The sequence below is a fragment of the Nonomuraea sp. NPDC054003 genome, assembly GCF_055585125.1.
Window position 1 is genome coordinate 124,132 of sequence record NZ_JBVJKR010000006.1, and the last position, 22,300, is coordinate 146,431.

At 71.3% G+C, this 22,300-nt stretch carries 23 protein-coding genes and 3 tRNA genes; 16 read left to right on the top strand and 10 right to left on the bottom strand.

What is annotated here, in order from left to right:
• Positions 1 to 60 precede the first annotated feature (60 nt).
• Positions 61 to 1,434 carry a glutamate--tRNA ligase gene (gene gltX / locus ACZ6YG_RS17065; protein ID WP_466018540.1) on the bottom strand — a complete coding sequence of 458 codons (1,374 nt, stop codon included), beginning with the start codon at positions 1,432 to 1,434 and terminating at the stop codon, positions 61 to 63.
• Positions 1,427 to 2,203, bottom strand: a complete 777-nt coding sequence (locus tag ACZ6YG_RS17070) for a fumarylacetoacetate hydrolase family protein (RefSeq protein WP_219552330.1) — start codon at positions 2,201 to 2,203, stop codon at positions 1,427 to 1,429. The genes gltX and ACZ6YG_RS17070 overlap by 8 nt, the downstream gene beginning before the upstream one ends.
• A gap of 124 nt (positions 2,204 to 2,327) precedes the next feature.
• Here ACZ6YG_RS17070 and ACZ6YG_RS17075 point away from each other — a divergent pair, with 124 nt between their 5' ends.
• Positions 2,328 to 2,696: an antibiotic biosynthesis monooxygenase family protein gene (locus ACZ6YG_RS17075; RefSeq protein ID WP_148029497.1), complete on the top strand. Its 369-nt coding sequence runs from the start codon at positions 2,328 to 2,330 to the stop codon at positions 2,694 to 2,696.
• Between the two features lie 10 nt (positions 2,697 to 2,706).
• Here the strand turns inward: ACZ6YG_RS17075 and ACZ6YG_RS17080 are convergent, their stop codons facing one another.
• On the bottom strand, positions 2,707 to 3,306 hold the full coding sequence (locus ACZ6YG_RS17080; protein ID WP_148029498.1) for an HD domain-containing protein: 600 nt from the start codon (positions 3,304 to 3,306) through the stop codon (positions 2,707 to 2,709).
• A gap of 129 nt (positions 3,307 to 3,435) precedes the next feature.
• Here ACZ6YG_RS17080 and ACZ6YG_RS17085 point away from each other — a divergent pair, with 129 nt between their 5' ends.
• Positions 3,436 to 5,067: a heparinase II/III domain-containing protein gene (locus ACZ6YG_RS17085; RefSeq protein ID WP_466018541.1), complete on the top strand. Its 1,632-nt coding sequence runs from the start codon at positions 3,436 to 3,438 to the stop codon at positions 5,065 to 5,067.
• Positions 5,068 to 5,126: 59 nt separating this feature from the next.
• Positions 5,127 to 5,942 carry an NAD(P)H-binding protein gene (locus ACZ6YG_RS17090; protein ID WP_219552324.1) on the top strand — a complete coding sequence of 272 codons (816 nt, stop codon included), beginning with the start codon at positions 5,127 to 5,129 and terminating at the stop codon, positions 5,940 to 5,942.
• A gap of 4 nt (positions 5,943 to 5,946) precedes the next feature.
• On the opposite strand, the gene ACZ6YG_RS17095 is transcribed toward ACZ6YG_RS17090, so the two are convergent.
• Complete coding sequence (locus ACZ6YG_RS17095; RefSeq protein WP_466018542.1) at positions 5,947 to 7,914, bottom strand: M3 family metallopeptidase; 1,968 nt, start codon at positions 7,912 to 7,914, stop codon at positions 5,947 to 5,949.
• Between the two features lie 143 nt (positions 7,915 to 8,057).
• Here ACZ6YG_RS17095 and ACZ6YG_RS17100 point away from each other — a divergent pair.
• The 4 genes from ACZ6YG_RS17100 to ACZ6YG_RS17115 all read left to right on the top strand — a co-directional run bounded on the left by ACZ6YG_RS17100 (position 8,058) and on the right by ACZ6YG_RS17115 (position 9,000).
• Positions 8,058 to 8,129 (top strand) — tRNA-Gln (locus ACZ6YG_RS17100).
• A gap of 41 nt (positions 8,130 to 8,170) precedes the next feature.
• Complete coding sequence (locus ACZ6YG_RS17105; RefSeq protein WP_466018543.1) at positions 8,171 to 8,752, top strand: hypothetical protein; 582 nt, start codon at positions 8,171 to 8,173, stop codon at positions 8,750 to 8,752.
• Positions 8,753 to 8,830: 78 nt separating this feature from the next.
• A tRNA-Glu gene (locus tag ACZ6YG_RS17110) sits at positions 8,831 to 8,906 on the top strand.
• An 18-nt stretch (positions 8,907 to 8,924) separates the two neighbouring features.
• A tRNA-Glu gene (locus ACZ6YG_RS17115) sits at positions 8,925 to 9,000 on the top strand.
• 108 nt (positions 9,001 to 9,108) lie between these two features.
• Here the strand turns inward: ACZ6YG_RS17115 and ACZ6YG_RS17120 are convergent.
• Both ACZ6YG_RS17120 and ACZ6YG_RS17125 read right to left on the bottom strand, forming a co-directional pair.
• Positions 9,109 to 10,827, bottom strand: coding sequence for a hypothetical protein (locus ACZ6YG_RS17120; RefSeq protein ID WP_466018544.1), 1,719 nt, complete (start codon positions 10,825 to 10,827; stop codon positions 9,109 to 9,111).
• Between the two features lie 121 nt (positions 10,828 to 10,948).
• Entirely contained in the window at positions 10,949 to 11,665 is a 717-nt protein-coding gene (locus tag ACZ6YG_RS17125; RefSeq protein WP_148029504.1) for an IclR family transcriptional regulator, read from the bottom strand.
• Between the two features lie 101 nt (positions 11,666 to 11,766).
• On the opposite strand from ACZ6YG_RS17125, the gene leuC reads away from it, so the two are divergent.
• The 4 genes from leuC to ACZ6YG_RS17145 all read left to right on the top strand — a co-directional run bounded on the left by leuC (position 11,767) and on the right by ACZ6YG_RS17145 (position 14,360).
• Positions 11,767 to 13,152 (top strand): 3-isopropylmalate dehydratase large subunit, encoded by a 1,386-nt coding sequence (gene leuC, locus ACZ6YG_RS17130; RefSeq protein ID WP_466018545.1) that lies wholly within the window; start codon positions 11,767 to 11,769, stop codon positions 13,150 to 13,152.
• Positions 13,153 to 13,166: 14 nt separating this feature from the next.
• Positions 13,167 to 13,754, top strand: coding sequence for a 3-isopropylmalate dehydratase small subunit (leuD, locus tag ACZ6YG_RS17135; RefSeq protein WP_148029505.1), 588 nt, complete (start codon positions 13,167 to 13,169; stop codon positions 13,752 to 13,754).
• Positions 13,733 to 13,960, top strand: coding sequence for an SCO5555 family protein (locus ACZ6YG_RS17140; RefSeq protein WP_148029506.1), 228 nt, complete (start codon positions 13,733 to 13,735; stop codon positions 13,958 to 13,960). The genes leuD and ACZ6YG_RS17140 overlap by 22 nt, the downstream gene beginning before the upstream one ends.
• A gap of 100 nt (positions 13,961 to 14,060) precedes the next feature.
• Positions 14,061 to 14,360 carry an HU family DNA-binding protein gene (locus ACZ6YG_RS17145; protein ID WP_148029507.1) on the top strand — a complete coding sequence of 100 codons (300 nt, stop codon included), beginning with the start codon at positions 14,061 to 14,063 and terminating at the stop codon, positions 14,358 to 14,360.
• Between the two features lie 48 nt (positions 14,361 to 14,408).
• Here ACZ6YG_RS17145 and ACZ6YG_RS17150 read toward each other — a convergent pair whose 3' ends face one another.
• Both ACZ6YG_RS17150 and cofC read right to left on the bottom strand, forming a co-directional pair.
• Entirely contained in the window at positions 14,409 to 14,609 is a 201-nt protein-coding gene (locus tag ACZ6YG_RS17150) for a hypothetical protein (RefSeq protein WP_219543711.1), read from the bottom strand.
• Between the two features lie 18 nt (positions 14,610 to 14,627).
• Positions 14,628 to 15,266, bottom strand: a complete 639-nt coding sequence (gene cofC / locus ACZ6YG_RS17155) for a 2-phospho-L-lactate guanylyltransferase (RefSeq protein ID WP_466018546.1) — start codon at positions 15,264 to 15,266, stop codon at positions 14,628 to 14,630.
• 77 nt (positions 15,267 to 15,343) lie between these two features.
• Between cofC and ACZ6YG_RS17160 the strand changes: the two genes are divergently transcribed.
• The 3 genes from ACZ6YG_RS17160 to ACZ6YG_RS17170 are packed head-to-tail and all read left to right on the top strand — an operon-like array spanning position 15,344 to position 18,225.
• Positions 15,344 to 16,054, top strand: coding sequence for a lysophospholipid acyltransferase family protein (locus tag ACZ6YG_RS17160; RefSeq protein WP_148029510.1), 711 nt, complete (start codon positions 15,344 to 15,346; stop codon positions 16,052 to 16,054).
• A 4-nt stretch (positions 16,055 to 16,058) separates the two neighbouring features.
• On the top strand, positions 16,059 to 17,069 hold the full coding sequence (locus ACZ6YG_RS17165) for an NAD(P)H-dependent glycerol-3-phosphate dehydrogenase (RefSeq protein ID WP_148029511.1): 1,011 nt from the start codon (positions 16,059 to 16,061) through the stop codon (positions 17,067 to 17,069).
• 58 nt (positions 17,070 to 17,127) lie between these two features.
• Entirely contained in the window at positions 17,128 to 18,225 is a 1,098-nt protein-coding gene (locus ACZ6YG_RS17170) for a D-alanine--D-alanine ligase family protein (RefSeq protein ID WP_466018547.1), read from the top strand.
• Here ACZ6YG_RS17170 and ACZ6YG_RS17175 read toward each other — a convergent pair.
• Both ACZ6YG_RS17175 and ACZ6YG_RS17180 read right to left on the bottom strand, forming a co-directional pair.
• Positions 18,208 to 18,636, bottom strand: a complete 429-nt coding sequence (locus tag ACZ6YG_RS17175) for a DUF3515 family protein (protein WP_148029513.1) — start codon at positions 18,634 to 18,636, stop codon at positions 18,208 to 18,210. The genes ACZ6YG_RS17170 and ACZ6YG_RS17175 overlap by 18 nt on opposite strands.
• Before the next feature lie 11 nt (positions 18,637 to 18,647).
• A complete protein-coding gene (locus ACZ6YG_RS17180; protein WP_138708324.1) occupies positions 18,648 to 18,881 on the bottom strand; it encodes an Lrp/AsnC family transcriptional regulator in 234 nt (77 codons plus the stop codon).
• 140 nt (positions 18,882 to 19,021) lie between these two features.
• Here ACZ6YG_RS17180 and ACZ6YG_RS17185 point away from each other — a divergent pair, with 140 nt between their 5' ends.
• Positions 19,022 to 20,269 (top strand): thiamine-monophosphate kinase, encoded by a 1,248-nt coding sequence (locus tag ACZ6YG_RS17185; protein ID WP_466018548.1) that lies wholly within the window; start codon positions 19,022 to 19,024, stop codon positions 20,267 to 20,269.
• A gap of 300 nt (positions 20,270 to 20,569) precedes the next feature.
• Positions 20,570 to 22,270, top strand: coding sequence for a hypothetical protein (locus ACZ6YG_RS17190; RefSeq protein ID WP_466018549.1), 1,701 nt, complete (start codon positions 20,570 to 20,572; stop codon positions 22,268 to 22,270).
• The last annotated feature ends 30 nt before the right edge of the window (positions 22,271 to 22,300 follow it).

The following is a 22,300-nucleotide window of genomic DNA, read 5'->3' on the forward strand; positions in this document are numbered from 1 at the left end:
CGCCCCTCCAACCCTGCGCGTGGAGGAGAAAGCCCCAGAGCGCGGCGGTTACCCCGGCACTCAGCCTCGCAGGCGCGCCAGCGCCGTGCGGACGCGCTCCTTGGCGCGCTCGCGGCCGAGCACCTCGATCGACTCGAACAGCGGCAGACCGACCGTCCGGCCGGTGACCGCCACCCGCACCGGGGCCTGCGCCTTGCCCAGCTTGAGGCCGTTGGCGGCGCCGACCTCCTCCAGCGCCTCCTTGAGCGACTCCGGGTCCCAGCTCACGGTGTCGAGCCGGTCGAGGTAGCCGCTCAGGATCTCCTCGGGGGAGTTCTTCATCGCCTTGTCCCAGGAGGCCTGGTCGAACACCGGCTCCTCCAGGAACAGGAAGTCGACGTTCTGCCGGATCTCCGACAGCACCCCGACCCGGGTCTGCGCCAGCGGGGCGACCTTGCTGAACAGCTCGCGGTCCCAGGACGGCTCCAGGTAGGGCAGGCAGCGCTCCTCGAACGTCTCCAGCGGCAGCGCCCTGATGTACTCGCCGTTGAAGGCGCGCAGCTTCTTCTCGTCGAAGAACGCGCTGGAGGAGTTGACGTCCTCGAGCCGGAACAGCGGCACCATCTCCGACCACGGCATGATCTCGCGGTCGTCCCCCGGACCCCAGCCGAGCAGCATGAGGTAGTTGACCATGGCCTCGGCGAGGTAGCCCTCGGCGCGGTAGTCCTCCAGCGCGACCTTGTCGCGGCGCTTGGACAGCTTCTTGCGCTGCTCGTTGACGATCACCGGCAGGTGGGCCCAGACCGGCGGGGTGGCGCCCAGCGCCGGCCACAGCAGCTCCTGCTTGGCGGCGTTGCCGAGGTGCTCCTCGCCGCGCACCACGTGGGTGATGCCCTGGGTGATGTCGTCGACCGCGTTGGCCAGCACGTAAAGAGGCGAGCCGTCGGTGCGGGCGATGACGAAGTCTTCCTGCGCCTCGTTGGGGAACTCCACGTTGCCCCTGATCAGGTCTGCGACCACGGTCACCCCCTCGTCGGGGGTGCGGAAGCGGACGGCGCCCGCGCTCAGCCCGCGCTCGCGGCAGTGACCGTCGTAGCCGCGGTGCTCGGAGCCGGTGCGGGCGACGAGCCGCTCGCGGGTGCAGTCGCAGTAGTAGGCCTTGCCGTCGGCCAGCAGCTTGGCCACCGCCTCGCGGTGCTGCGGCTCGAACGCCGACTGGAAGTAGGGGCCCTCGAACGCCGGGTTGGTGCCGTTGACGCCGATCCAGTCGAGGGCGGAGATGATGCCCTCGGTCCACTCGGGCCGGTTGCGCGACGCGTCGGTGTCTTCGACGCGCAGCACGAACCGGCCGCCGGACTGCTCGGCCAGCGCCCAGTTGTACAGGGCCGTGCGGGCGCCGCCCACGTGGAACATGCCGGTCGGGGACGGGGCGAAGCGCACCCGTAGATCAGTCACGAGCAACCACCTTGTTCGTCAGAGTGCCGATGCCTTCGATGCCGACGCTGACCTCGTCGTCTATCTCCAGCGGGCCCACGCCCGCGGGCGTGCCGGTCAGGATGACGTCGCCGGGGATCAGTGTCATGACGGCGCTGACGTAGGCGACGAGCGCGGGGATGTCGTGGATGAGCTGGCTGGTGCGGCCGCTCTGCCGGATGTCGCCGTTGACCGACGTGGTGAGCGCCAGGTCGGACGCGTCGAGGTCGGTCTGGATCCACGGCCCGAGTGGGCAGAAGGTGTCGAAGCCCTTGGCCCGGGTGAACTGCACGTCCTTCTTCTGCAGGTCGCGGGCGGTGACGTCGTTGGCGCACGTGTAGCCGAAGATGACGTCCTTGGCCCGCTCGACCGGCACCTCGCGGCACAGCCTGCCGATCACCACGGCCAGCTCGCCCTCGTAGTCGACGCGGTGGGACAGCGATGTCGGGTAGGCGATCGACTCGCCGTGGCCGATCACCGAGGTGGACGGCTTGATGAAGATCAGCGGCTCGTCGGGCACCTCGTTGCCCATCTCGCGGGCGTGCTCGGCGTAGTTGCGGCCGATCGCCACGACCTTGCTCGGCAGCATCGGGGCGAGCAGCTTCACCTGCGACAGGGGGAACCGCTCGCCGGTGAACTGGACCTGGTTGAACGGATGACCGGCGACGGCGGACACCATCTCCTCACCGGGGCCGCCCTCGACCACGCCGAACGCCACGCCTTCGCCTGCGGAGAACCTCGCTATACGCACCTGACAAGGCTATCGCCGACACCGGCGGGGTCCGGACGATTAACCGGCGGGGCCCGCCCGGCGAGCGGGCCGCCGCCGTGATTTGCTTGTCGGGCAAGCACCGGAACGTCTTGGAGGAGCTCCCGTGTCCGTGGTGAAGATCAACGTGCTGACCGTCCCCGCCGAGATGCGCGAGACGCTGGAGAAGCGTTTCTCCAACCGGGCCGGGCTGGTGGAGTCGGCCGACGGCTTCGAGTGGTTCGAGCTGCTCCGCCCGGTCGAGGGCACCGACCAGTACCTCGTCTACACCCGCTGGCGCAGCGAGGAGGACTTCCAGCGCTGGCAGGAGAGCCAGGCCTTCCAGCGCGGCCACGCCGAGGCCGCCGCCGAGCGCGGCGGCCAGGGACACGGGCAGGGACACGGGCAGGGACACGGCCACGGGCAGGGCCCGGCCGCGTCGGGTTCCCAGGTGTGGACGTTCGAGGTGATCCAGCACGCGGCACCGGCGTCCTGACGCCCGCGTCTCAGAGGCGGTCCAGCGGGTTGGCGGCGATCCGGTCGAGCACGCCGCCGCGCAGGAAGGCCCCCGCGATGCTCGACGGCTTGCGCCGCCCCTGCTCGGCGATGCACCCGGCGAACTCCTGGGCCAGGTCCAGCCTCGGATGGCGGCGCAGCACCTCCTCGCGCACGCCCGGCGGGATGTCGTCGGTGCGCCGGCCCGAGATGTCCATGCCGGTCGACAGCTCCAGCAGGTGACCCTCCGGGTCGCTGTCCACCGGCACCTCGTCCCACATGTGGCGGACGATCACCTCGGCGGCGCGCACCCGCCGCTCCTCGGGCCACCCGGCGCCCGCCGTGACCGCCCAGGCCAGATGGCCGCCCGCCTCCTCGAACGGCACCGCGTGACTGTCGAACTCCGGCGTCAGGCCCATGTCGTGCAGCATCGCGGACACGTACAGGAGTTCGGCGTCGAACGCGATGCCGTTCGCCTGCCCGTAGGCGGCGGCGAACAGGTAGGCCCTGATCGAGTGGTTCATCAGGGAAGGCGTGTGGTACTTGGCGGCGATCTCCCGGGCGGCGTGGCACACGGGGGTGTCGGGAAGCACGATGTCGTCATATCTCATGAGATCAGCATGACCGACCCGGATGAGGAGCGCATCGGGCGGCTAACGATCGCGCACCCGACTTGACCTTGTTATCCGGATTCAGCCAGCATGTTTCACCCTCACCTCTTTGGCCCGAAAGGAATCGGCGTGCGCCGCCTCGCGATCCCTCTTGCTCTCACGCTCGTCCTCGGCGCTGCTGGGAGCCCGGCGCAGGCGGACACCCCCGTCAAGCGCACCGCCGAGTGCCAGGGTGACTGGCTGCCCGGCACGCCGACGGCCGCGGACGTGATGCAGGGCGAGATCTCCCTGGTCGGCCTGCCCGCCTACAAGCTGGGCAAGAAGATCGACTGGAACGCGAGCCCGTACCGGAACCGCTCGTGGGAGTACGTCTACCACTCGCTCCGCTGGATGGGCACCCTCGTCGTCGAGTACGAGAACACCGGCGAGAAGCGCTACCTGGACCGCGCCAAGGAGATCACCAAGGACTGGGTGGCCCGCAACAAGCACGGCGCCCGGGGCACCAAGTCCTACGTCTGGACCGACCACCCGGTCTCGCTGCGCACCCAGCCGCTCGTCTGCCTGAGCAGGCACGTGAACGAGAGCTGGCTGAAGGAGAGCCTGACCGTCCACGCCAGGCTGCTGTCCAACCCCCGGCTCTACAAGAAGGGCCACAACCACGGCATCGACCAGGACATCGCGCTCATGGCCATCGGCTGCCGCTACCACCGCAAGGACTGGTCCGACCTGGCCTCCAGGCGGCTGACCGGCACCGTGAAGCTGGACGTCGACTCCCAGGGCGCGCTGATGGAGCAGGCCCCCCGCTACGCCGTCTACGTGTACGGGCGACTCCAGGTCGCGATGACGAACATGCGCGCGTGCGGCCGCAAGGTGCCCGGCGAGATCGGCAAGCGGGCCGAGGCGCTGAAGGACTTCATCGCCCACTCCACCCAGCCGAACGGCTTCATGGTGCCCATCGGCGACGGCAGCGCCGAGACCGAGCCCAAGATGGAGACGGGCACGCCGAAGGAGAAGGTCCGCACCTACCGGGCCGGTTACGCCTACGGCCGCACCGACTGGGACAAGCGCGACTCGGCGTACTACTCGATCAGGTACGGCCCCGGCATGAAGTACCACGGCCACGAGGACCACCTGGGCGTCACCTACTACGCCCAGGGCCGTGACGTGCTCGTCGACGCCGGCTTCCACTCCTACGAGAAGACCTCGTACCGCTACTGGACGCTCTCCCCCGAGGCGCACAACGTGCCGACCGTGGTGGGCCAGCGGTTCCGGCCGCGCACCGCCAGCAAACTCGTCAAGACCGGCTACGGCAAGGACCGCCAGTCGTTCAGGCTGTCCGACCAGGCCTACGGCGTCACCCGCACCCGGTCCGTGTTCGTCAACCACGGCGAGGACGTGATGGCGGTGCACGACACCGCGTCCGGCGGCAAGAAGATCCGCAACCTGTGGCGGTTCGACGACGAGCTGAAGCTGATCTCGAACAAGGGCGGCCGGGTCGTGCTCGGCGACGGCTCGTTCAAGGTCACGCTGGTGCAGCTCTCCTCCTGCCGGCCGGTGGGCGGGCAGAAGGTGGAGCGGGGCGGCAGGCTCGGCTGGATGTCGCCGACCTACCTGTCCAAGCAGCGCACCAACGTCGTGGTCTCGCCCGCGGCGAAGGAACTGCTGACGATCGTGGTGCCCGGCACCGACGACCCGAAGGTGTCGTGCGCGGGCGGGAAGGTCAAGGTCAACGGCGTGACCTTCCCGGCGAAGGTGCTCTGACCGCTCCGCCGGCGCATCGCGGAACCGAACCTTCCGCATTGATCCGTACGGTCGCTCCCATGACCTTCCTCATCACCGGAGCCACCGGATCCGTCGGCCGCCACGTCGTCGACGAGCTGCTCAGGATGGGAGCGCCCGTGCGGGCGCTCACCCGCGACCCCGCCGGGGCCGGCCTGCCGGCGGGCGTGCAGGTCGTCCGCGGCGACCTCGCGCGCCCTGAGACGCTCGTCCCCGCGCTGCGCGGGGTGACCGGCGTGCACCTCATCGACGTCGGCGGGCCGGACTACGCGCCGCAGCCGCACGGCAAGGAGGTCGTGGAGCTGGTCCGCGAGGCCGGGGTGCGCAAGGTCACCCTGCTCAGCGGCTGGTCCACCGGCACCCTGGAGGCCGCGGTGACCGGCAGCGACCTCGACTGGACGTACGTGCAGCCGACCGAGTTCATGGTCAACGCCATGGCCTGGGCCGATTCGGTGCGGACGGCAGGCGTGGTCGAGGAGCCGTTCGGGGCGACGAAGACGGCGATGGTCCACGAGGCCGACATCGGCGCGGTGATCGCGACCGTGCTCACCGGCGACGGGCACGCCGGCCACTCCTACGGGCTCACCGGGCCGGAGCTGCTGGACATGCCCGCCAAGGTGCGCATCCTGGGCGAGGCCATCGGACGGGAGATCGCGTACGTGGAGCTCGGCGTGGCGGAGATGCGCGAACGCTACCGGGCGCGGGGCGTGCCGGAGGAGCTGATCGCCTTCCAGGTCGAGGCGTTCGACGTGCCCGACGGCGTCTACCAGGTCACCGACACCGTCCAGGCGGTCACCGGCCGCCCGCCGCGCACGTTCGCGCAGTGGGCGGCCGAGCACGCCGAGGCGTTCCTGTGAGGCCCTAGACCAGGCCGCGCCGCTCCAGCAGCGGGCCGATGCCCGGCTCGCGGCCGCGGAAGGCGCGGAAGGACGCCAGCGGGTCGACGCTGCCGCCCCGCGACAGCAGCTCCCGCCGGAAGTGGTCGCCGTTCGCCCGCTTGAGCCCGCCGTTCTCCTTGAACCACTCCACGCTCTCGGCGTCCAGCACCTCGCTCCAGATGTAGGAGTAGTAGCCGGCGCTGTAGCCGCCCGAGAAGATGTGCATGAAGTAGCTGGTCCGGTAGCGCGGCGGGACGGGCGGGAAGGCGATCCCGGCGGCCTCCAGCGCCGCCTGCTCGAACGCCTCGGCGTCGGTGACCTCCTGGCCCGGCGCCAGCCTGTGCCAGGCCCAGTCGAGCAGCGTGGCCGCGAGATACTCGACCGTCCTGAAGCCCTGGTTGAACCTCTCCGCCGCCTTCAGCTTCTCCACCAGCTCGGCCGGCATCGGCTCGCCGGTCTCGTGGTGGCGGGCGTAGCTGGCCAGGATCTCCGGCCAGGTCACCCACATCTCGTTGACCTGCGACGGATACTCCACGAAGTCGCGCGGCACGCTCGTGCCGGACACCCGGGGGAAGCGCACCGCGCTGAACAGCCCGTGCAGCGCGTGCCCGAACTCGTGGAAGGCCGTGTTGACCTCGTCGTACGACAGCAGCGTCGGCCCCTCGGCCGGCTTGGTGATGTTGAGGTTGTTCATCACCACCGGCTTCTCGCCGAACAGGAACGACTGGTCGACCAGGTTGTTCATCCACGCCCCGCCGCGCTTGCCCGGCCTGGCGTACGGGTCGAGCAGGAACAGGCCGAGGGCGGAGCCGTCCTCGTCGAACACCTCGAAGACCCGCACGTCCTCGTGGTAGCCCGACAGGTCGGGCCGCTCGGTGAAGGTCACCCCGTAGAGCCGCGTCGCCGCCTCGAACACCCCGTCGCGGAAGACCCGGCCCAGCTCGAAGTAGGGGCGCATGGCGTCGGCGTCGAAGTCGTAGCGGGCCCGCCGCACCTTCTCCGCGTAGTAGGACCAGTCCCACGGCTCGATCGGGAACCCGGCCTGCCCGGCCAGCGCCTCGGCCTCCGCCTTGGCGTTGCGCACGGCCGGCCCGACGAGCTGGCCCAGCATCTCCTCGACCGCCGCCACGGTCTTGGCCGTCTGGTCGGCGACCACGTACGAGGCGTGGTCGGGGAAGCCGAGCAGCGCGGCGCGCTCGGCGCGCAGGGTGGCCATGCGGACGGCGAGCCCGAAGTTGACCGGCGCGCGGCCGACGCTCAGCTCGAACAGCCTCCTGCGCACGTCGCGGTCGGTGAGCTGGGCCAGGGCGGGCTGGTTGGTGATGTTGAGCAGCGGCAGCACGTAGCGGCCGTCCTTCTCCAGCGACCTGATCGCGGCCTCGTCCAGCCCGTCGAGCTCGGCGGCGTCGTCGACCACCAGTGCCGACTCGGTCGACGCCTTCAGCAGGTTCTGCGAGAACTCGGTCGACAGCCTGGACAGCTCCTGGTTGAGCCCGCGCAGCCGCTCCTGCTCGGGCTCGGTCAGGTCGGCGCCGGCCCTGATGAAGTCCTCGCGGTACTTCTCCAGCAGCCACGCCTGCTCGGGGTCGTCCGTCGTCACCCGCTTGATGCGGGCCCACAGCGCCCGGTCGAGCCGGATCGCGTCACTGTGGCGGGTCAGCTCGGGGGAGACACGCTTCTCGATCTCCATGAGGGTGTCGGAGGTGTTGGACGCGGCCACGCTGAAGAACACCGTGGCCGTGCGGTCGAGGATCCGGCCGGAGCGCTCCAGAGCGGCGATCGTGTTGTCGAACGTGGGCGGCTCGTCGCTGCCGGCGATCGCCTCCACCTCGGCCAGGTGCTCGGCCATCCCCCGCTCGAACGCGGGCAGGTAGTGCTCCTCGCGGATCTCGTCGAAGGGCGGCAGCCGGTAGGGCAGGCTGCTCGGGGCGAAGAACGGGTTCTCGGCCAACTCTGGGGCTCCTCCACGTGGGGTTCGTCCCCCTCAGCTTGGCACGCCTTCAAGGGAGTGGCGGATTCGTTTTGGCCTTACCCCCTCGGCTGGGCTATTCTTTCGGACATCGCCGAGCGCGCTCCGAAGGAGCTCGTGAGCGGTGGGGTATGGTGTAATTGGCAGCACGACTGATTCTGGTTCAGTTAGTCTAGGTTCGAGTCCTGGTACCCCAGCACGTGACGGATGTCTGATAAGGCATCCGTTTTCTTGTTTTATGGAAGAGTTTCGGATCCGGCACCGGGCTTTCGGCGCCTTCGTCGCTCCCTTCGTGCTCCCGCTCCTGCTGTTCCTCCCCGTCACCACCGCTCTGGGCGGCATCCTCACCGGCGACGGGCGCCTGGGCCTGCTCATCGGGATCATCGCCACCGCCGCGCTCACCGGCGTGCTGGTGTCCAGATACCGCCGCATGGTCCGCGGCACCGTCGTCCGCTTCTCCGCCGAAGGCGTCGAGATGGCCGACACGTACGGCTTCCTGCTCCGGCTGCCGTGGGCCGGCATCGAGCGCGTCGACGTGGTCGAGAGCCGCATGGCCAGCCCGCGCCGCGTCGGCCGGCCCGGGGGCGTCCAGGTGCGCGCCGGGGCCATGCGGAGCGTCGGCCTCGTCGGCTGGGGCGAGCGCGAGGTGCCGCTGCGCGTCCCCGGCTGGATGCGCGCCCATCTGGCCCGGGTGCCGGTCGACCCGGACACCGGCCTGCAGTGGCTCGGCATCCCCCTGGGAGTCGTGGACCCGGCCTGGGAGAACGGGCGGATGGGGGAGTGGGTGCGCCACCACAGGCCCGATCTGCTGGCCTCATAGTGGTTTGGAGTGCTCCTCGGGGTGCGGTAGAGTTACGTCCGTTGCCGGGGAGGTCCCCGGCACACCGCTTGCGGACAGGGTCCCGTCGTCTAGTGGCCCAGGACGCCGCCCTCTCAAGGCGGTAGCGCCGGTTCGAATCCGGTCGGGACTACCACTGTCGCAAGCTCACGAAGGTCCCGTCGTCTAGTGGCCCAGGACGCCGCCCTCTCAAGGCGGTAGCGCCGGTTCGAATCCGGTCGGGACTACCACCTTTCATGAAGACCCGGTCTGCCGACCGGGTCTTTTCGCATTTCGGGGCATATGCCAGAAAACGCCGCCTGCCCTGTTGCTTGGGCAGACGGCGTTTCCCGGAAACGTCACTGACTGGCGGAGCGGGCCTTGAACAGCGCCCTTCGCGCCGCCTTGGCCACCTGCTTGTCGGGGTGGACCTGGGAGATCCGGTCCAGCAGCTCCTCGACGTGCGCGTGCGGGATCTTCCAGATCACCTCGAGCAGGTTGTTGATCATCTCCGGGTCGATGTCACGCAGGCTGCCCACGAACTCCGCCCGGCCCAGCCCGGCCGAGATCGTCCACATGTCGAGGATCAGCCAGTAGGTGTCGTCCTCCGTCGGCTGCGGCGCGCCCTCCACCCCCAGCTGGCTCAGGTGGGTGGCCGCGTACGGGCGCAGCGACGGCTCCTTCAGCGCCGCCTGCCAGGCCGGGGCCGCGTCGGCGCCGAGCGTGCCGACCACGCTGGCCGCCTGCACCCGGATCAGCGCGTCGGCCTCGTCCTCGGCCGCCGCCTGCAGCAGTTCCTCCGCCGCCTTGGCCGGCTCGCGCAGCCGCATCCACGCGGCCAGCTCGGCGTCGGCCTCCTCCTCGGGCAGCTCGGCGCTGAGCACCAGCAGCTCGTGGGCGCTCATCGACTCGATCGCCGGGCGGGCGTCGATCTCGATGTCGGAATCGTCCACCAGGTGGACGACGCCTTCGGTGCCGAGCGCGGTGAGCCTGAGCGTGTCGCCGTCGAGCTCGACCATGCCGTAGCCGGTCAACCAGTCGAGCACGGGCGCCAGCGGGTCGCCGGTCGCCGCCCAGGCGTCGCCGCCCAGCTCGTCGTTGTCGGCGACGGCCTCCGCCAGCTCCTCGCGGAGCTCTGGCAGCGCCCGCGAGCCGCCCCCGAGCAGCAGCCTGACGAGCAGGTTGCGGGTCAGGCCCGCCAGGGCCATGGCCAGGTCGTCGTCGGACGGCTCCGGGTCGCCGTAGTCGACCGAGTGGAGGCCGAGCATCCACGCGTCGAGCACGTCCTCGTCGTCGTCGAACGGCCACTCCGAGGTGTCGTCCTGCACCGCGACCGTGTTGCCCTCGCCCGGCTCCAGGAACTCCAGGTCGACGGCGAGGTTCCAGACGTTCCACAGCTGCGGGACGGACTCCGCCAGCGGGCCGGACGTCTCCGGCCTGGGCAGGCCGACGGTCGCCAGCGCCTCCTCGATCTCGGCGTCGCTGAGCAGCGTGTCGTCGCCCATGCGGCGGCCCGAGCCCACCCACAGGGCGAGGTCGCGGGCCTTGGCGATCAGCGGCACCCCCCGGGCGGCCGCGGCCAGCTCGGAGTCGGGGCGCAGCCGGATCGTCGGGAGAGCGGCGAGCTCGTCGGCGAACGGCTCCAGGTCGCCGAGGTCGCCGACGTCGTCATCGTCGTCCTCGTCCTCGTCGACGTCGTCGATGAGGTCCTCCATGAGCTCGACGAAGCGGTCCTCGACGTCGTCGAGCTCGGCCCGCAGATCGTCGAGGCCGTCGGAGCCCGCCGTCAGCCTGCCGGTCTGCGCGAGGAACGTCAGGTAGGCGTCGACGGCCGGCAGCATGCCGTCGGCCGCGGCGTCAGGATCATCCACGACCTCCGGCATGCGGTCCAGCAGCAGGTCGCGCAGGTCGGCGCGCTTCCACGTGCCGAGGTCCGGCGAGAAGGCGAGGCGGTGCCAGAGTGCGGCGGGCCCCACCAGCTCGGGGTCGCTGTCAGGCGCGTTGGTGCGCGCCCACAAGATGAACTCTTCGAGCAGGGGTCGCAGCTCAGTGGCGGCTACCTCGATGCGATCGGTCACGCACTCAGGCTAGTGCTCCCGCGAGACACTCGGCTCCCGAAATACGAAGGGGAAATGTGCTATAGGAACCGCTGGCGGCGGGCCGGTGGGCCGGTTTCCCGTTCGTCACGGCTTCGACCGATCACGAGGTGCGCCGCATCGCCTCGGTGATCCGCTCCGCCGCGGCCACCACCGGCACGGCGTGCAGCCGCCCGGGTGCCCTGGTCAGCCGCTCGATGGGGCCGGACACCGAGACGGACGCGATCACCTTGCCGCCGTTGCCCCTGATGGGCGCGGAGACGCTGGCCACCCCCTGCTCGCGCTCGCCCACGCTGTGCGCCCAGCCCCGCCGCCGCACCGACGCCAGCGTCGCGGCGGTGAACTTGGCGCCGCGCAGCCCCCGGTGCAGCCGGTCGGGCTCCTCCCAGGCCAGCAGGATCTGCGCCGCCGAGCCCGCCGTCATGGGCAGCGCCGAGCCGACGGGCACGGTGTCGCGCAGGCCGCTGGAGCGCTCGGCCGCGGCCACGCACACCCGCTCGTCGCCCTGGCGGCGGTAGAGTTGCGCGCTCTCGCCCGTGGTGTCGCGCAGCTGGGTCAGCACGGGCGACGCCACCGCCAGCAGCCGGTCCTCGCCGGCGGCGGTGGACAACTCCGAAAGGCGAGGGCCGAGCACGAACCGGCCCTGCGTGTCACGGCTCACGATGCGGTGGTGTTCGAGAGCGACGGCGAGCCGATGGGCCGTGGGGCGGGCCAGGCCGGTCGCCTGAACGAGCTGCGCCAGGGATGCCGGTCCGGCTTCGAGGGCGTTGAGCACCAGAACGGCCTTGTCCAGTACTCCGACTCCGCTAGAGTTGTCCATGCATCGATACTGCAGTCTCGCCATATGAGAAGGCAAGTCGGGGGCAGCCCCGCGAGGGAGCGGCGGTGCGACGAGGCATCGCAGGCAAACAGGAGGAGATCATGGGCCGCACACTGGCGGAGAAGGTCTGGGAGCAGCATGTGGTGCGCCGTGCCGACGGCGAGCCCGACCTGCTCTACATCGACCTTCACCTCATCCACGAGGTAACGAGCCCGCAGGCGTTCGACGGGCTCCGGCTCGCCGGCCGCAAGGTGCGAAGGCCCGAGCTCACGATCGCCACCGAGGACCACAACGTGCCGACCGTGCTCGGCCCGATCGCCGACCCGGTCTCCAAGACCCAGGTCGAGACCCTGCGCAAGAACGCCGCCGAGTTCGGCATCCGGCTGCACCCGATGGGCGACGCCGGGCAGGGCGTGGTCCACATCATCGGCCCGCAGTTCGGTCTCACCCAGCCGGGCATGACCATCGTCTGCGGCGACTCCCACACCTCCACCCACGGCGCCTTCGGCGGCATCGCGTTCGGCATCGGCACCAGCGAGGTCGAGCACGTCCTGGCCACCCAGACGCTGCCCGCCTACCGGCCGAAGACCATGGCCATCGAGGTCTCGGGCGAGCTGCCCGTCGGCGTCACGGCCAAGGACCTGATCCTGGCCATCATCGCCAAGATCGGCACCGGCGGCGGCCAGGGCCACATCATCGAGTACCGCGGCGAGGCCGTGCGCAAGCTCTCCATGGAGGGCCGCATGACCGTCTGCAACATGTCCATCGAGGCCGGCGCCCGCGCGGGCATGATCGCCCCGGACGAGACCACGTTCGCCTACCTCAAGGGCCGCCCGCACGCCCCCTCCGGTGAGGCGTGGGACCAGGCGGTGGCGTACTGGAAGACGCTCAGGACGGACGACGACGCCGTGTTCGACCAGGTCGTCGAGATCGACGCCACGACGCTCACCCCGTTCGTCACCTGGGGCACGAACCCCGGCCAGGGCCTGCCGCTCGGCGCGAGCGTGCCCGACCCGGAGAGCTTCGCCGACCCGGTGGCGCGGTCCGCGGCCGAGCGGGCGCTGGAGTACATGGCGCTGACCCCCGGCACGCGACTGCGTGACATCGAGGTCGACACCGTCTTCGTCGGCTCGTGCACCAACGGCCGCATCGAGGACCTGCGCTCGGCCGCCGAGATCCTGCGCGGGCGCAAGGTCACCACCCGCATGCTGGTCGTGCCGGGCTCGATGATGGTCAAGAAGCAGGCCGAGCAGGAGGGCCTGCACGAGGTGTTCAAGGAGGCCGGCGCCGAGTGGCGCGAGGCCGGGTGCTCCATGTGCCTGGGCATGAACCCCGACACGCTCCAGCCCGGCGAGCGCAGCGCCTCCACCTCCAACCGCAACTTCGAGGGCCGCCAGGGCAAGGGTGGCCGCACCCACCTGGTGTCGCCGCAGGTCGCCGCCGCGACCGCGATCACCGGCCGCCTGACCGCGCCCGCCGACCTCTAGGAGACCCCGTACCGATGGACGCTTTCACCACGCACACCGGCAAGGCCGCGCCGCTGCGCCGCAGCAACGTCGACACCGACCAGATCATCCCGGCCGTCTGGCTCAAGCAGGTCAGCCGCACCGGGTTCGAGAAGGGCCTGTTCGCCGCCTGGCGCGAGGACCCGTCGTTCGTGCTCAACGACCCCGTCCACGCGGGCGCCTCGATCCTGGTCTCCGGTCCCGACTTCGGCACCGGCTCCTCGCGCGAGCACGCCGTCTGGGCGCTGCAGCAGTACGGCTTCCGCGTCGTCATCGCCGCCCGGTTCGGCGACATCTTCCGCAACAACTCCACCAAGATGGGCCTGCTGCCGGTCGTGCTGCCGGGCGAGCGGGTCGAGGACCTGCAGCGGGCGATCGAGGCGGACCCCGAGCTGCAGGTGACCGTCGACCTGGCCGAACGCCAGGTCCGCTGGGCCGGCGAGACCGTCGCGTTCGAGATCGACGACTACACCCGCTGGCGGCTGATGGAGGGCCTCGACGACATCGGGCTGACCCTGCGTCACGCCGACGACATCACCTCGTACGAGAATGGTCGGCAGCCATGGTTGCCGACCACCGTCTAGAAGACGACGAACTGGCGCGGCGGCTGCGCGAAGCGCACCGCCGCGTCCGCATGCTGCCCGCCGCAGACCGGGAGCGGCTGGGCCGCCGCTACCTCGCCATCTGCGATCTCGCCAAACGCGATCCGGGGCGGGCCGCCGCCCGCCTCGAAAGCCTGATGGCGCTGCTCGACACGCCACGCGATGCCGAAAACACGCATGGTGATTGAGTTCACCCGCGATCCCGCCTACTTTCGAGCGCGTACGGGGTTTCTACGCCGGACTCGTGAGCTGGAACCCCGAGCCGCAACTTGGGGGGAAAGAACTTTCATGAACAAGCGGGAGCTCGTCGACGCCATCGCGGACCGCGTGGGCGACAAGAGGACGGCCACCGAGGCCGTCAACGCGATCATCGACGCCGTCCAGAAGGCCGTGGCGAACGGTGACAAGGTCTCGATCACCGGCTTCGGCGCCTTCGAAATGGTGCACAAGCCCGCCCGCACGGCGAGGAACCCGTCGACCGGTGCCGAGATCAAGGTCGCGGAGAGCTGGGGGCCCAAGTTCCGGCCCGGCTCCGACTTCAAGGAGCTGGTGAACGAGGGCGGCAAGAAGGCCGCGAAGAAGAAGTAAGCGCTGACGGCGAAGGCCCGGGTCCCGCGATCGCGGCCCCGGGCTCTTTCATGGCAGCGGGAACGTCGACAGCGTGATGTAGGTGATCTCGCCGTCCGTCACCGCGATGTTGACCCGCTGCCCGGTGCGGAGCAGCCGGAGCGGGCCCGCGTCGAAGGCGCGCGTGGGGAAGGCCAGCACGGTCCCGTCGTCGAGGAAGACCGTGCCGGACCGGGTGCCGGTGTCGAAGCTGCGCACTGTGCCCTGCACGTGAACCAATCTAGAGGGTCAGCCCGAGCCCGGCCACAGCTCGGCCACCACCGCGGCGGTGTGCCGCCCCAATCCCAGCGCCAGCGCCGCGCGCAGGTCGTCGGGCGTGTCCACGTCCCGCCTCAGCGAGTCGATGCCCTCCAGGCACAGCTCCTTCGCCCCGCCCGCCAGGTGCCTGGCCCGCGACTCCCCGCCGAACCGGGGCAGGAACGGCCGGCCGGGCCATACCCCGTAGAAGGTGGTGCCGACGTCCAGCGCGTCGGGCACGAACGCCTGGTCGAACTCGGCGGCGGCGGCCAGCGCCGTGGCCAGCTCGGCCGGCCGCAGCGCCGGCAGGTCGGCCTGCAGCGCCCCCACCGCGTCACCGGGCGCCAGCCGCGCGGCGTGCGCGGCGCCGGTGCGCAGCGCGGTGTTCAGCCCCCGGTCGGGGTCCTCCACCACGTCGGCGCCCAGGGCCGCCAGCGGCCCCGCGGCGGCGGGGTCGGCCGTCACCACGATCACCCGCGCCACCGGCGGGCAGGCGAGCGCCGCCGTCACGGTGTCGCAGGCGACGGCGACGGCCAGCCGCGTCCGGTGCGGACCCGTGGCGGCGGCCAGCCGGGTCTTCGCCGCTACCAGGGTCTTCACCGGGATCACCAGTGACCAGCGCAAGCTCATAGGCTAAGCATCGCGCCTCGACATCCCGCGCGGCCAACCGGGACACTTGGGCGCATCCGTCGGTGCTGGAGGAGACCATGAGCCGCTTTACGCGTCCATCGCGTTTCTGGGAGACGCTGGCCGTCGTGATCGTGAAACCGCTCTCGACGCTCCTGGTCAAGCGCGACTGGCGCCGGGGCGACCGCATCCCCCGCACCGGAGGCATCATCATCGCGGCCAACCACCTGTCGTGGACCGATCCCGTGCTGCTGGCCCACTTCCTCTACAACAACGGCCGCTGGCCGATCGTCCTCGCCAAGTCCACCCTGTTCAAGGTGCCGTTCCTGGGTCACGCGGTGCGGTCGCTGCGCGCCATCCCGGTCAACCGCGGCAGCAGCGAGGCGGCCAGGTCGCTGGAGGCGTCGTCGGAGCGGCTCAGGGCCGGCGGGGCGATCCTGTTCTACCCCGAGGGCACCTGCACCCGCGATCCCGGGCTGTGGCCCATGGTGGGCAAGACCGGCGTCGCCAGGCTGGCCCTGGAGAGCGGCGCGAAGGTGATCCCGGTGGCCCACTGGGGAGCCCAGGAGCTGCTCCCGTACGGGGAGAAGAAGCCCAGGCTGTTCCCGCGCAAGACGTTCCGCGTCATGGTCGGCGAGCCGGTCGACCTGTCCGGATACGCGGGCCTGCCCCCGCACGCTCAGGTGCTGCGCGAGGCCACCGCCGACATCATGGCGGCGATCACCGCGCAGCTGGCAGAGCTCCGGGGCGAGAAGGCGCCGGAGACTCCCTACGACCCCGAAGGGCGGTGACGTGATGGCGAAGGTCGCGGTGTTCGGCACCGGGTCATGGGGCACCACGTTCGCGATGATCCTGGCCGAGGCGGGCAACCGGACCACCCTGTGGGGGCGCAGGCGCGAGGTGGTCGAGTCCATCGACCGCACCCACATGAACACCGACTACCTGCCGGGCATCGCGCTGCCCGCCTCGCTGCGCGCCACCACCGACGTGGCCGAGGCGCTCGACGGGGCCGAGTTCGTGGTGCTCGCCGTGCCCTCCCAGACGCTGCGGGCCAACCTGGACGCCTGGCGCCCGCACATCCCGCGCGACGCGGTCCTGGTCAGCCTGATGAAGGGCGTCGAGCTCGGCACCTCCAAGCGGATGAGCGAGGTGATCCGCGAGGTCGCCGGCGTCCCCGACGAGCAGGTGGCCGTCGTGTCCGGGCCCAACCTGGCCAAGGAGATCGCGCTGCGCCAGCCCGCCGCCGCCGTCGTCGCCTGCTCCGACGAGGGCGTCGCCGCCCGGCTGCAGAAGGCCTGCCACCTGCCGCCCTGGTTCCGCCCCTACACCAACACCGACGTGGTGGGCGTCGAGCTGGGCGGCGCCGTGAAGAACGTCATCGCGCTGGCCGTCGGCGTGGCCGCCGGCATGGGCATGGGCGCCAACGTCAGCGCCATGCTCATGACCAGGGGGCTGGCCGAGATCTCCCGCCTCGGGGCCGCGCTCGGCGCCGACCCGCACACCTTCGCCGGCCTGGCCGGCATGGGCGACCTGGTAGCCACCTGCATGTCGCCGCTGTCGCGCAACCGCACCTTCGGCGAGAACCTCGGCCGGGGCATGACCCTCGACGAGGTCATCGCCGCCACCCGCCAGACCGCCGAGGGCGTCAAGTCCTGCGAGTCCGTGCTGGGGCTGGCCAGGAAGCACGAAGTGGAGATGCCGATCACCGAGGTCGTGGTGGGCGTGGTGCACGACGGCATGTCCCCGACCGAGGCCGGGATGCTCCTGATGTCGCGTTCGCCCAAGCCCGAGCGTTACGGAGTCTGACCCGTTACCGCGTGCTCGGCTCGCTGTGACGGGAACGCGCCCGGTAGATTCGGACGACATGAGCAAGCCACGCGTCGCCGTCGTCTTCGGAGGTCGCAATTCTGAGCACGCCGTGTCCCTGATGGGGGCGGGGAGCGTGCTGGAGGCGATCGACACGAGCAAGTACGAGGTGGTCCCCATCGGGATCGCCCAAGACGGCAGATGGGTGCTGGCCGCCGGTGACCAGCGGTTCCAGATCGAGGGCGGCGAGCTGCCCTCCGTCGACACCTCCGGCGCGTCGCTCGCGCTGCCCACCGGCGGCACCGGCCTGGTCGCCTACGACCCGGGCAGCATCCCGGTCGAGCTGGGGTCGGTCGACGTGGTCTTCCCGGTGATGCACGGGCCGTTCGCCGAGGACGGCACGATCCAGGGCCTGCTGGAGATGGCCGGGGTCCGCTACGTCGGCTCCGGCGTGCTGGCCAGCGCCGTCGGCATGGACAAGGGCTACATGAAGGCCGTGCTGGCCGCCGCCGGCCTGCCGATCGGCCGCTACCTCGCCGTACGCGACCGCGACTGGCGGCTCGGCCGAGACCGGATCATGAAGGAGGCCGAGCAGCAGCTCGGCTGGCCGATGTTCGTCAAGCCCGCCAGGGCCGGGTCCTCGCAGGGCATCTCCAAGGCCCACGACAGGGCCGGGCTGGAGCGTGCCGTCGAGTTCGCCCGCGAGCACGACCCCAAGGTGCTCATCGAGGCGGCGATCGGCGGCAGGGAGATCGAGTGCGCGGTGCTGCAGTCGCTCGGCGACGACCCGCCCGCCGCCTCCAGGCCCGGCGAGGTCAAGGTCGAGGGCGGGCAGGAGTTCTTCGACTTCGAGGCCAAGTACTACCCCGACCAGATGTCGCTGACGGTGCCCGCCGACATCCCCGCCGAGGTGGCCGAGGAGGTGCGCGCGCTGGCGGTGCGCGCGTTCGAGGCGCTGGAGTGCGAGGGGCTGGCCCGGGTCGACTTCTTCTACACGCCCGAGGGCGAGCTGGTGCTCAACGAGATCAACACCATGCCGGGCTTCACCTCGCTGTCGGTGGCGCCCCAGCTGTGGGCGGCGTCCGGGCTGTCCTACCCGGAGCTGGTCGACAGGCTCATCCAGCTCGCCCTGAACCGGTCACCCGGCCTGCGGTGAGACCTGCCCGATCGGGCCCGACAGCAGGGCCAGCACCTCGCCGGCCACGTGCGAGCCGCCTACCGCGACCTCCACGTAGAGCGGCGCGGCCACGGCCGTGAACAGGGTGGGCGTCTCCGGATCGGCGAACCAGCCCACCCCGTCGATCTCCTGGAGCTGGTCGGTCGGCGCCATCCTGGCCGGGCGCGGCACACCGCAGCGCAGCGCGATGGCGCCCTCGCCCCACACCGCGACGTACGGGGACTCGGGCATGGTCGCGGTGCGGCCGTCGCCGTCGAGGGTCTCGGGCAGCAGCCCGGCGAGGCGCTCGCAGGCGGCCACCGCCTCACCCTCCGGCACCGGCGGCTCCACCTGGACGGCGCCGCACCCGGCGAGCGCGAGAAGGACGAACAGGATGGAAGCCGCACGCATCGATGGGAACCTCAGATGTGGACGATCGGACACGTAAGAGTACGTGTGATGCCCTCCACCGCCTGAATCTGGGCCACCACCAGCTTGCCCAGCTCGTCGACGTTGCGGGCCTCGGCGCGGACGATCACGTCGTACGGTCCGGTCACGTCTTCCGCCTGAGTCACCCCGGGGATGCCGGAGATCTCGTGAGCCACTGCGGCGGCCTTGCCGACCTCGGTCTGAATAAGGATGTAGGCCTGCACCATTACGTCCTCCCAGGCGATTGGATCACGCCGAAGGGCCACCGTACCCTGTGTGCGTCAGGAGGTGCGTCATCACAGTCGGAGATCTCGGCGAGTTCGGTGTCATAGCACGTGTTTCGGGGCGGCTGCCCCAGGGCGAGACGGTGCTTCTCGGCCCGGGCGACGACGCCGCCATGGTGAGCGCGCCCGACGGGCGCGTGGTGGTCTCCACGGACGTCCTCATCGAGGGTAGACACTTCCGCCGCCACTGGTCCAGCGGCTACGACGTCGGACGCAAGGCCGCCGCCCAGAACCTCGCCGACGTGGCGGCCATGGGCGCGGTGCCCACGGCCATCGTGGTCGGGCTGGGCATCCCGGCCGGCCTTCCCGTCACGTGGCTGGACGCGCTGACGGACGGGTTCCGCGACGAGTGCGCGCTGGTGGGGGCGAGCGTGGCGGGCGGTGACATCACCCGGTGCGACCTGGTGGTGATCGGGGTGACGGTGCTCGGCGACCTTCAGGGCCGCCCGCCCGTGGAGCGTTCCGGCGCGCGGCCGGGGCACGTCGTCGCGGTCGCCGGCCGCCTCGGCTGGTCGGCCGCCGGTCTCGCCCTCCTCGAATCCGGCCGCGTCCCCCCACCCGCGACCTCCGCCACGTACGAGGAACCCCAGAAGACAGAGGTCACCCCGGACGAGCCCGCATCCCCGCCCGACCCTTCCGCCCCCGGGGGAGCCGTATCCGAGGGAGTCCGGAAGCCGTCCGACAGCCCGCGAGGGCCCGCCGCCGCCTCCGGGGGAGGCGCTCCGCTCGGGCCCTCCGTGTCCGGCGCGTACGGCGGGATCGCGGAGCCGGAGGGTGTGTACAGGGGAGGCTCCGGGCCGGAGGGCGCGCACCGGGAAAGCTCAGAGGCGGGGGACGTGTGCGGGGGAGGTTCGGAGGCAGAGGGCGCTCCGCACGGGGCCTCTGTCGTGCCCGCCCCGGGGGGCGGCGCGGGAGGCGGGGAAGTGCTTGAGGATCTGCTGGGGGAAGTTGTGGGGGCGCATCTGCGGCCGAGGCCTCCGTACTCGTGCGGGGTGGAGGCGGCGCGGCTCGGGGCGAGCGCGATGATCGACGTGAGCGATGGGCTGCTGCAGGACCTGGGGCACGTCGCGGAGGCCGGTGGAGTGCGGATCGACCTGGACCCGGGGGCGTTCGCGGTGGCGGACGCCGTGGCGGCGGCGGCCGGGGAGCTGGGCGCCGACCCGCTCGACTGGGTGCTCACGGGCGGGGAGGACCACGCGCTGGCCGCGACCTTCCCTCCGGAGGTGTCGTTGCCGGCGTCGTGGCGGGTCGTGGGCCGGGTGTCGGAGGGGGAGGGCGTGCACGTGCGGGGACGCGCGCCGGGCCGCGGCGGCTGGGATCACTTTCGGTGATCGACTGTCCCGATTTGAGTAATAATTTCCGGATTTGGGCTGTGACTATGGAGATTGATGGGACAAAGACGTAGCCGAGGTGTTATGAAGATTGGCGGCCAACCGTAACCGGCAGAAAGGGCTGTTATGGGCCGCCACGGGACAGGTGGATCCGAAGACGCGCACGATCGGGGGGACAGCGCCTTCTGGGGCCCTGACAACCAGCAGTCCGACAGCTTCTGGGGCAGAGGTGAGCAGCCGGAGCCTCCGGGCTGGCCTGCCCTGCCCGATCAGCCGGAAGTGACCGGTCAGTGGGCGCCGATGCCGAAGCAGGACACCCCGCCGCCGGCCGGGGGCTACCAGTCCGCGCCCTTCGAGACCACCGGCGCCTTCGCGGTGCCCCCGCGCCCCGGCGGTGACCAGGGGCACCCGCAGGACGAGCAGCCGTACGAGACCACCGGCGCGTTCGCCCCGCCGCCGTCCTGGGACGACGTCCCGGAGAGCACCCAGACCTTCGGCCGCCTGCCCGACCAGGACCACACGTCCGGACACGCCCCCGCCGACCCCCACAGCGCCTACCGCGCCCCCCAGAACGACCCGTTCGCCCCCGCCGACCCCCAGGGCGGGTTCCGCTCCGCGCAGGACGACCCGTTCGCGAATCCGCGCGGTGATTTCCGGTCTCCCCAGGACGATCCGTTCGGTCCCGGCGATCCGCAGGGCGGGTTCCGTTCCGCGGAGGGCGACCCGTTCAGGAATCCGCGCGGTGACTTCCGGTCCCCGCAGGACGACCCGTTCGGCCCCGGCGATCCCCAGGGCGGGTTCCGCTCCGGGCAAGGTGACCCGTTCGGCGCCGATCCGCAGGGCGGGCTCCGTGCGCAGGACGACCCGTTCGGGAATCCGCGCGGCGACTTCCAGGACGACCGGTTCGGCCGGGAGTCCACCGGGGAGCAGGGCGATCCGTTCGGGCAGGAGGCGACGGGCCGGTTCGAGCCGCCCAGCCTCCCGCCCGAGCCCGGTGACGTCAAGGTGGCCGGCGAGCCCACCATGGTCGCCCGTACCCCGGCCTGGGCGGAGGCGGAGACCGGCTTCCTCGACTCCGGCTGGTCGGGCCAGGAGCCCGGCCAGGAGTCCCGCCGCGGGCGCGGCCGGCGCAAGCAGCAGAAGGACCCCGACCGGCTCGACGCCCCGTCCGGCGGTGGCAGGGGGAAGCTGGCCCTGCTGTCCGTGGCCGCCGTGGTGGTCGTGCTGGGCGGCACGGTCGCGGGCGTCAAGATGATGAGCTCCCCGGGGGCCGAGGCGAGTTGCCCCGGCGGCAAGTGCGCCGCCGTGCAGGGCTCCAGCCAGCCGGGCCCGCAGGCGTCCGAGCCGGCGGTGGAGGAGGAGTCCGAGCCGCTGGAGGAGGACGAGGCGACGCCGGAGGAGGACCCCACGGAGGAGGAGTCCCGCCCCGAGCCGACGCGGGCGAACACCCAGGCGCCCGCCCCGCGCCGCACCGCCACGCCCACGCCGAAGCCGACCAGGACCAAGTCCAAGGCGCCCGCCGAGGACCTGATCGACGAGCCGGCGGTGGAGATCTCCGAGGAAGAGGTCACCCAGGAGCCGACCGACACGCCGCTCGACGTCGACAACGGCTCCATCCCGACCCAGGGCGTCCCCCAGCCGGAGGACACGCCGCCGTCCAGCGACACGGGGAGCTCGCGCCGGCCGCTGTCGGGCGGGGCGAGTTCGGTCAACGTCCAGTTCAACGTGGACCGGCAGCGGCTGACCGGCTACACGGCGACGATGAGCGTGACGAACGACTCCCGGAAGACGCTGAGCGTCTTCACCCTGTCCATGCCCGTCAAGGGCAAGGTCCTGGACGTGGAGGGCGCTGACTGGACGCAGGACGGCAACCTGCTGATCCTGGACATGACCACGCCGATCGCCACCGGCGCCACCGCCGACCTGACGATCTCGGCCACCGGCAGGGCGGGCGCGCCGAAGAGCTGCGGCCTCGTCGGCGGGGAGTGCGCCGTCGCCTGACCGGAGCGCGGCCGCTGCGTCGCTGGTCAA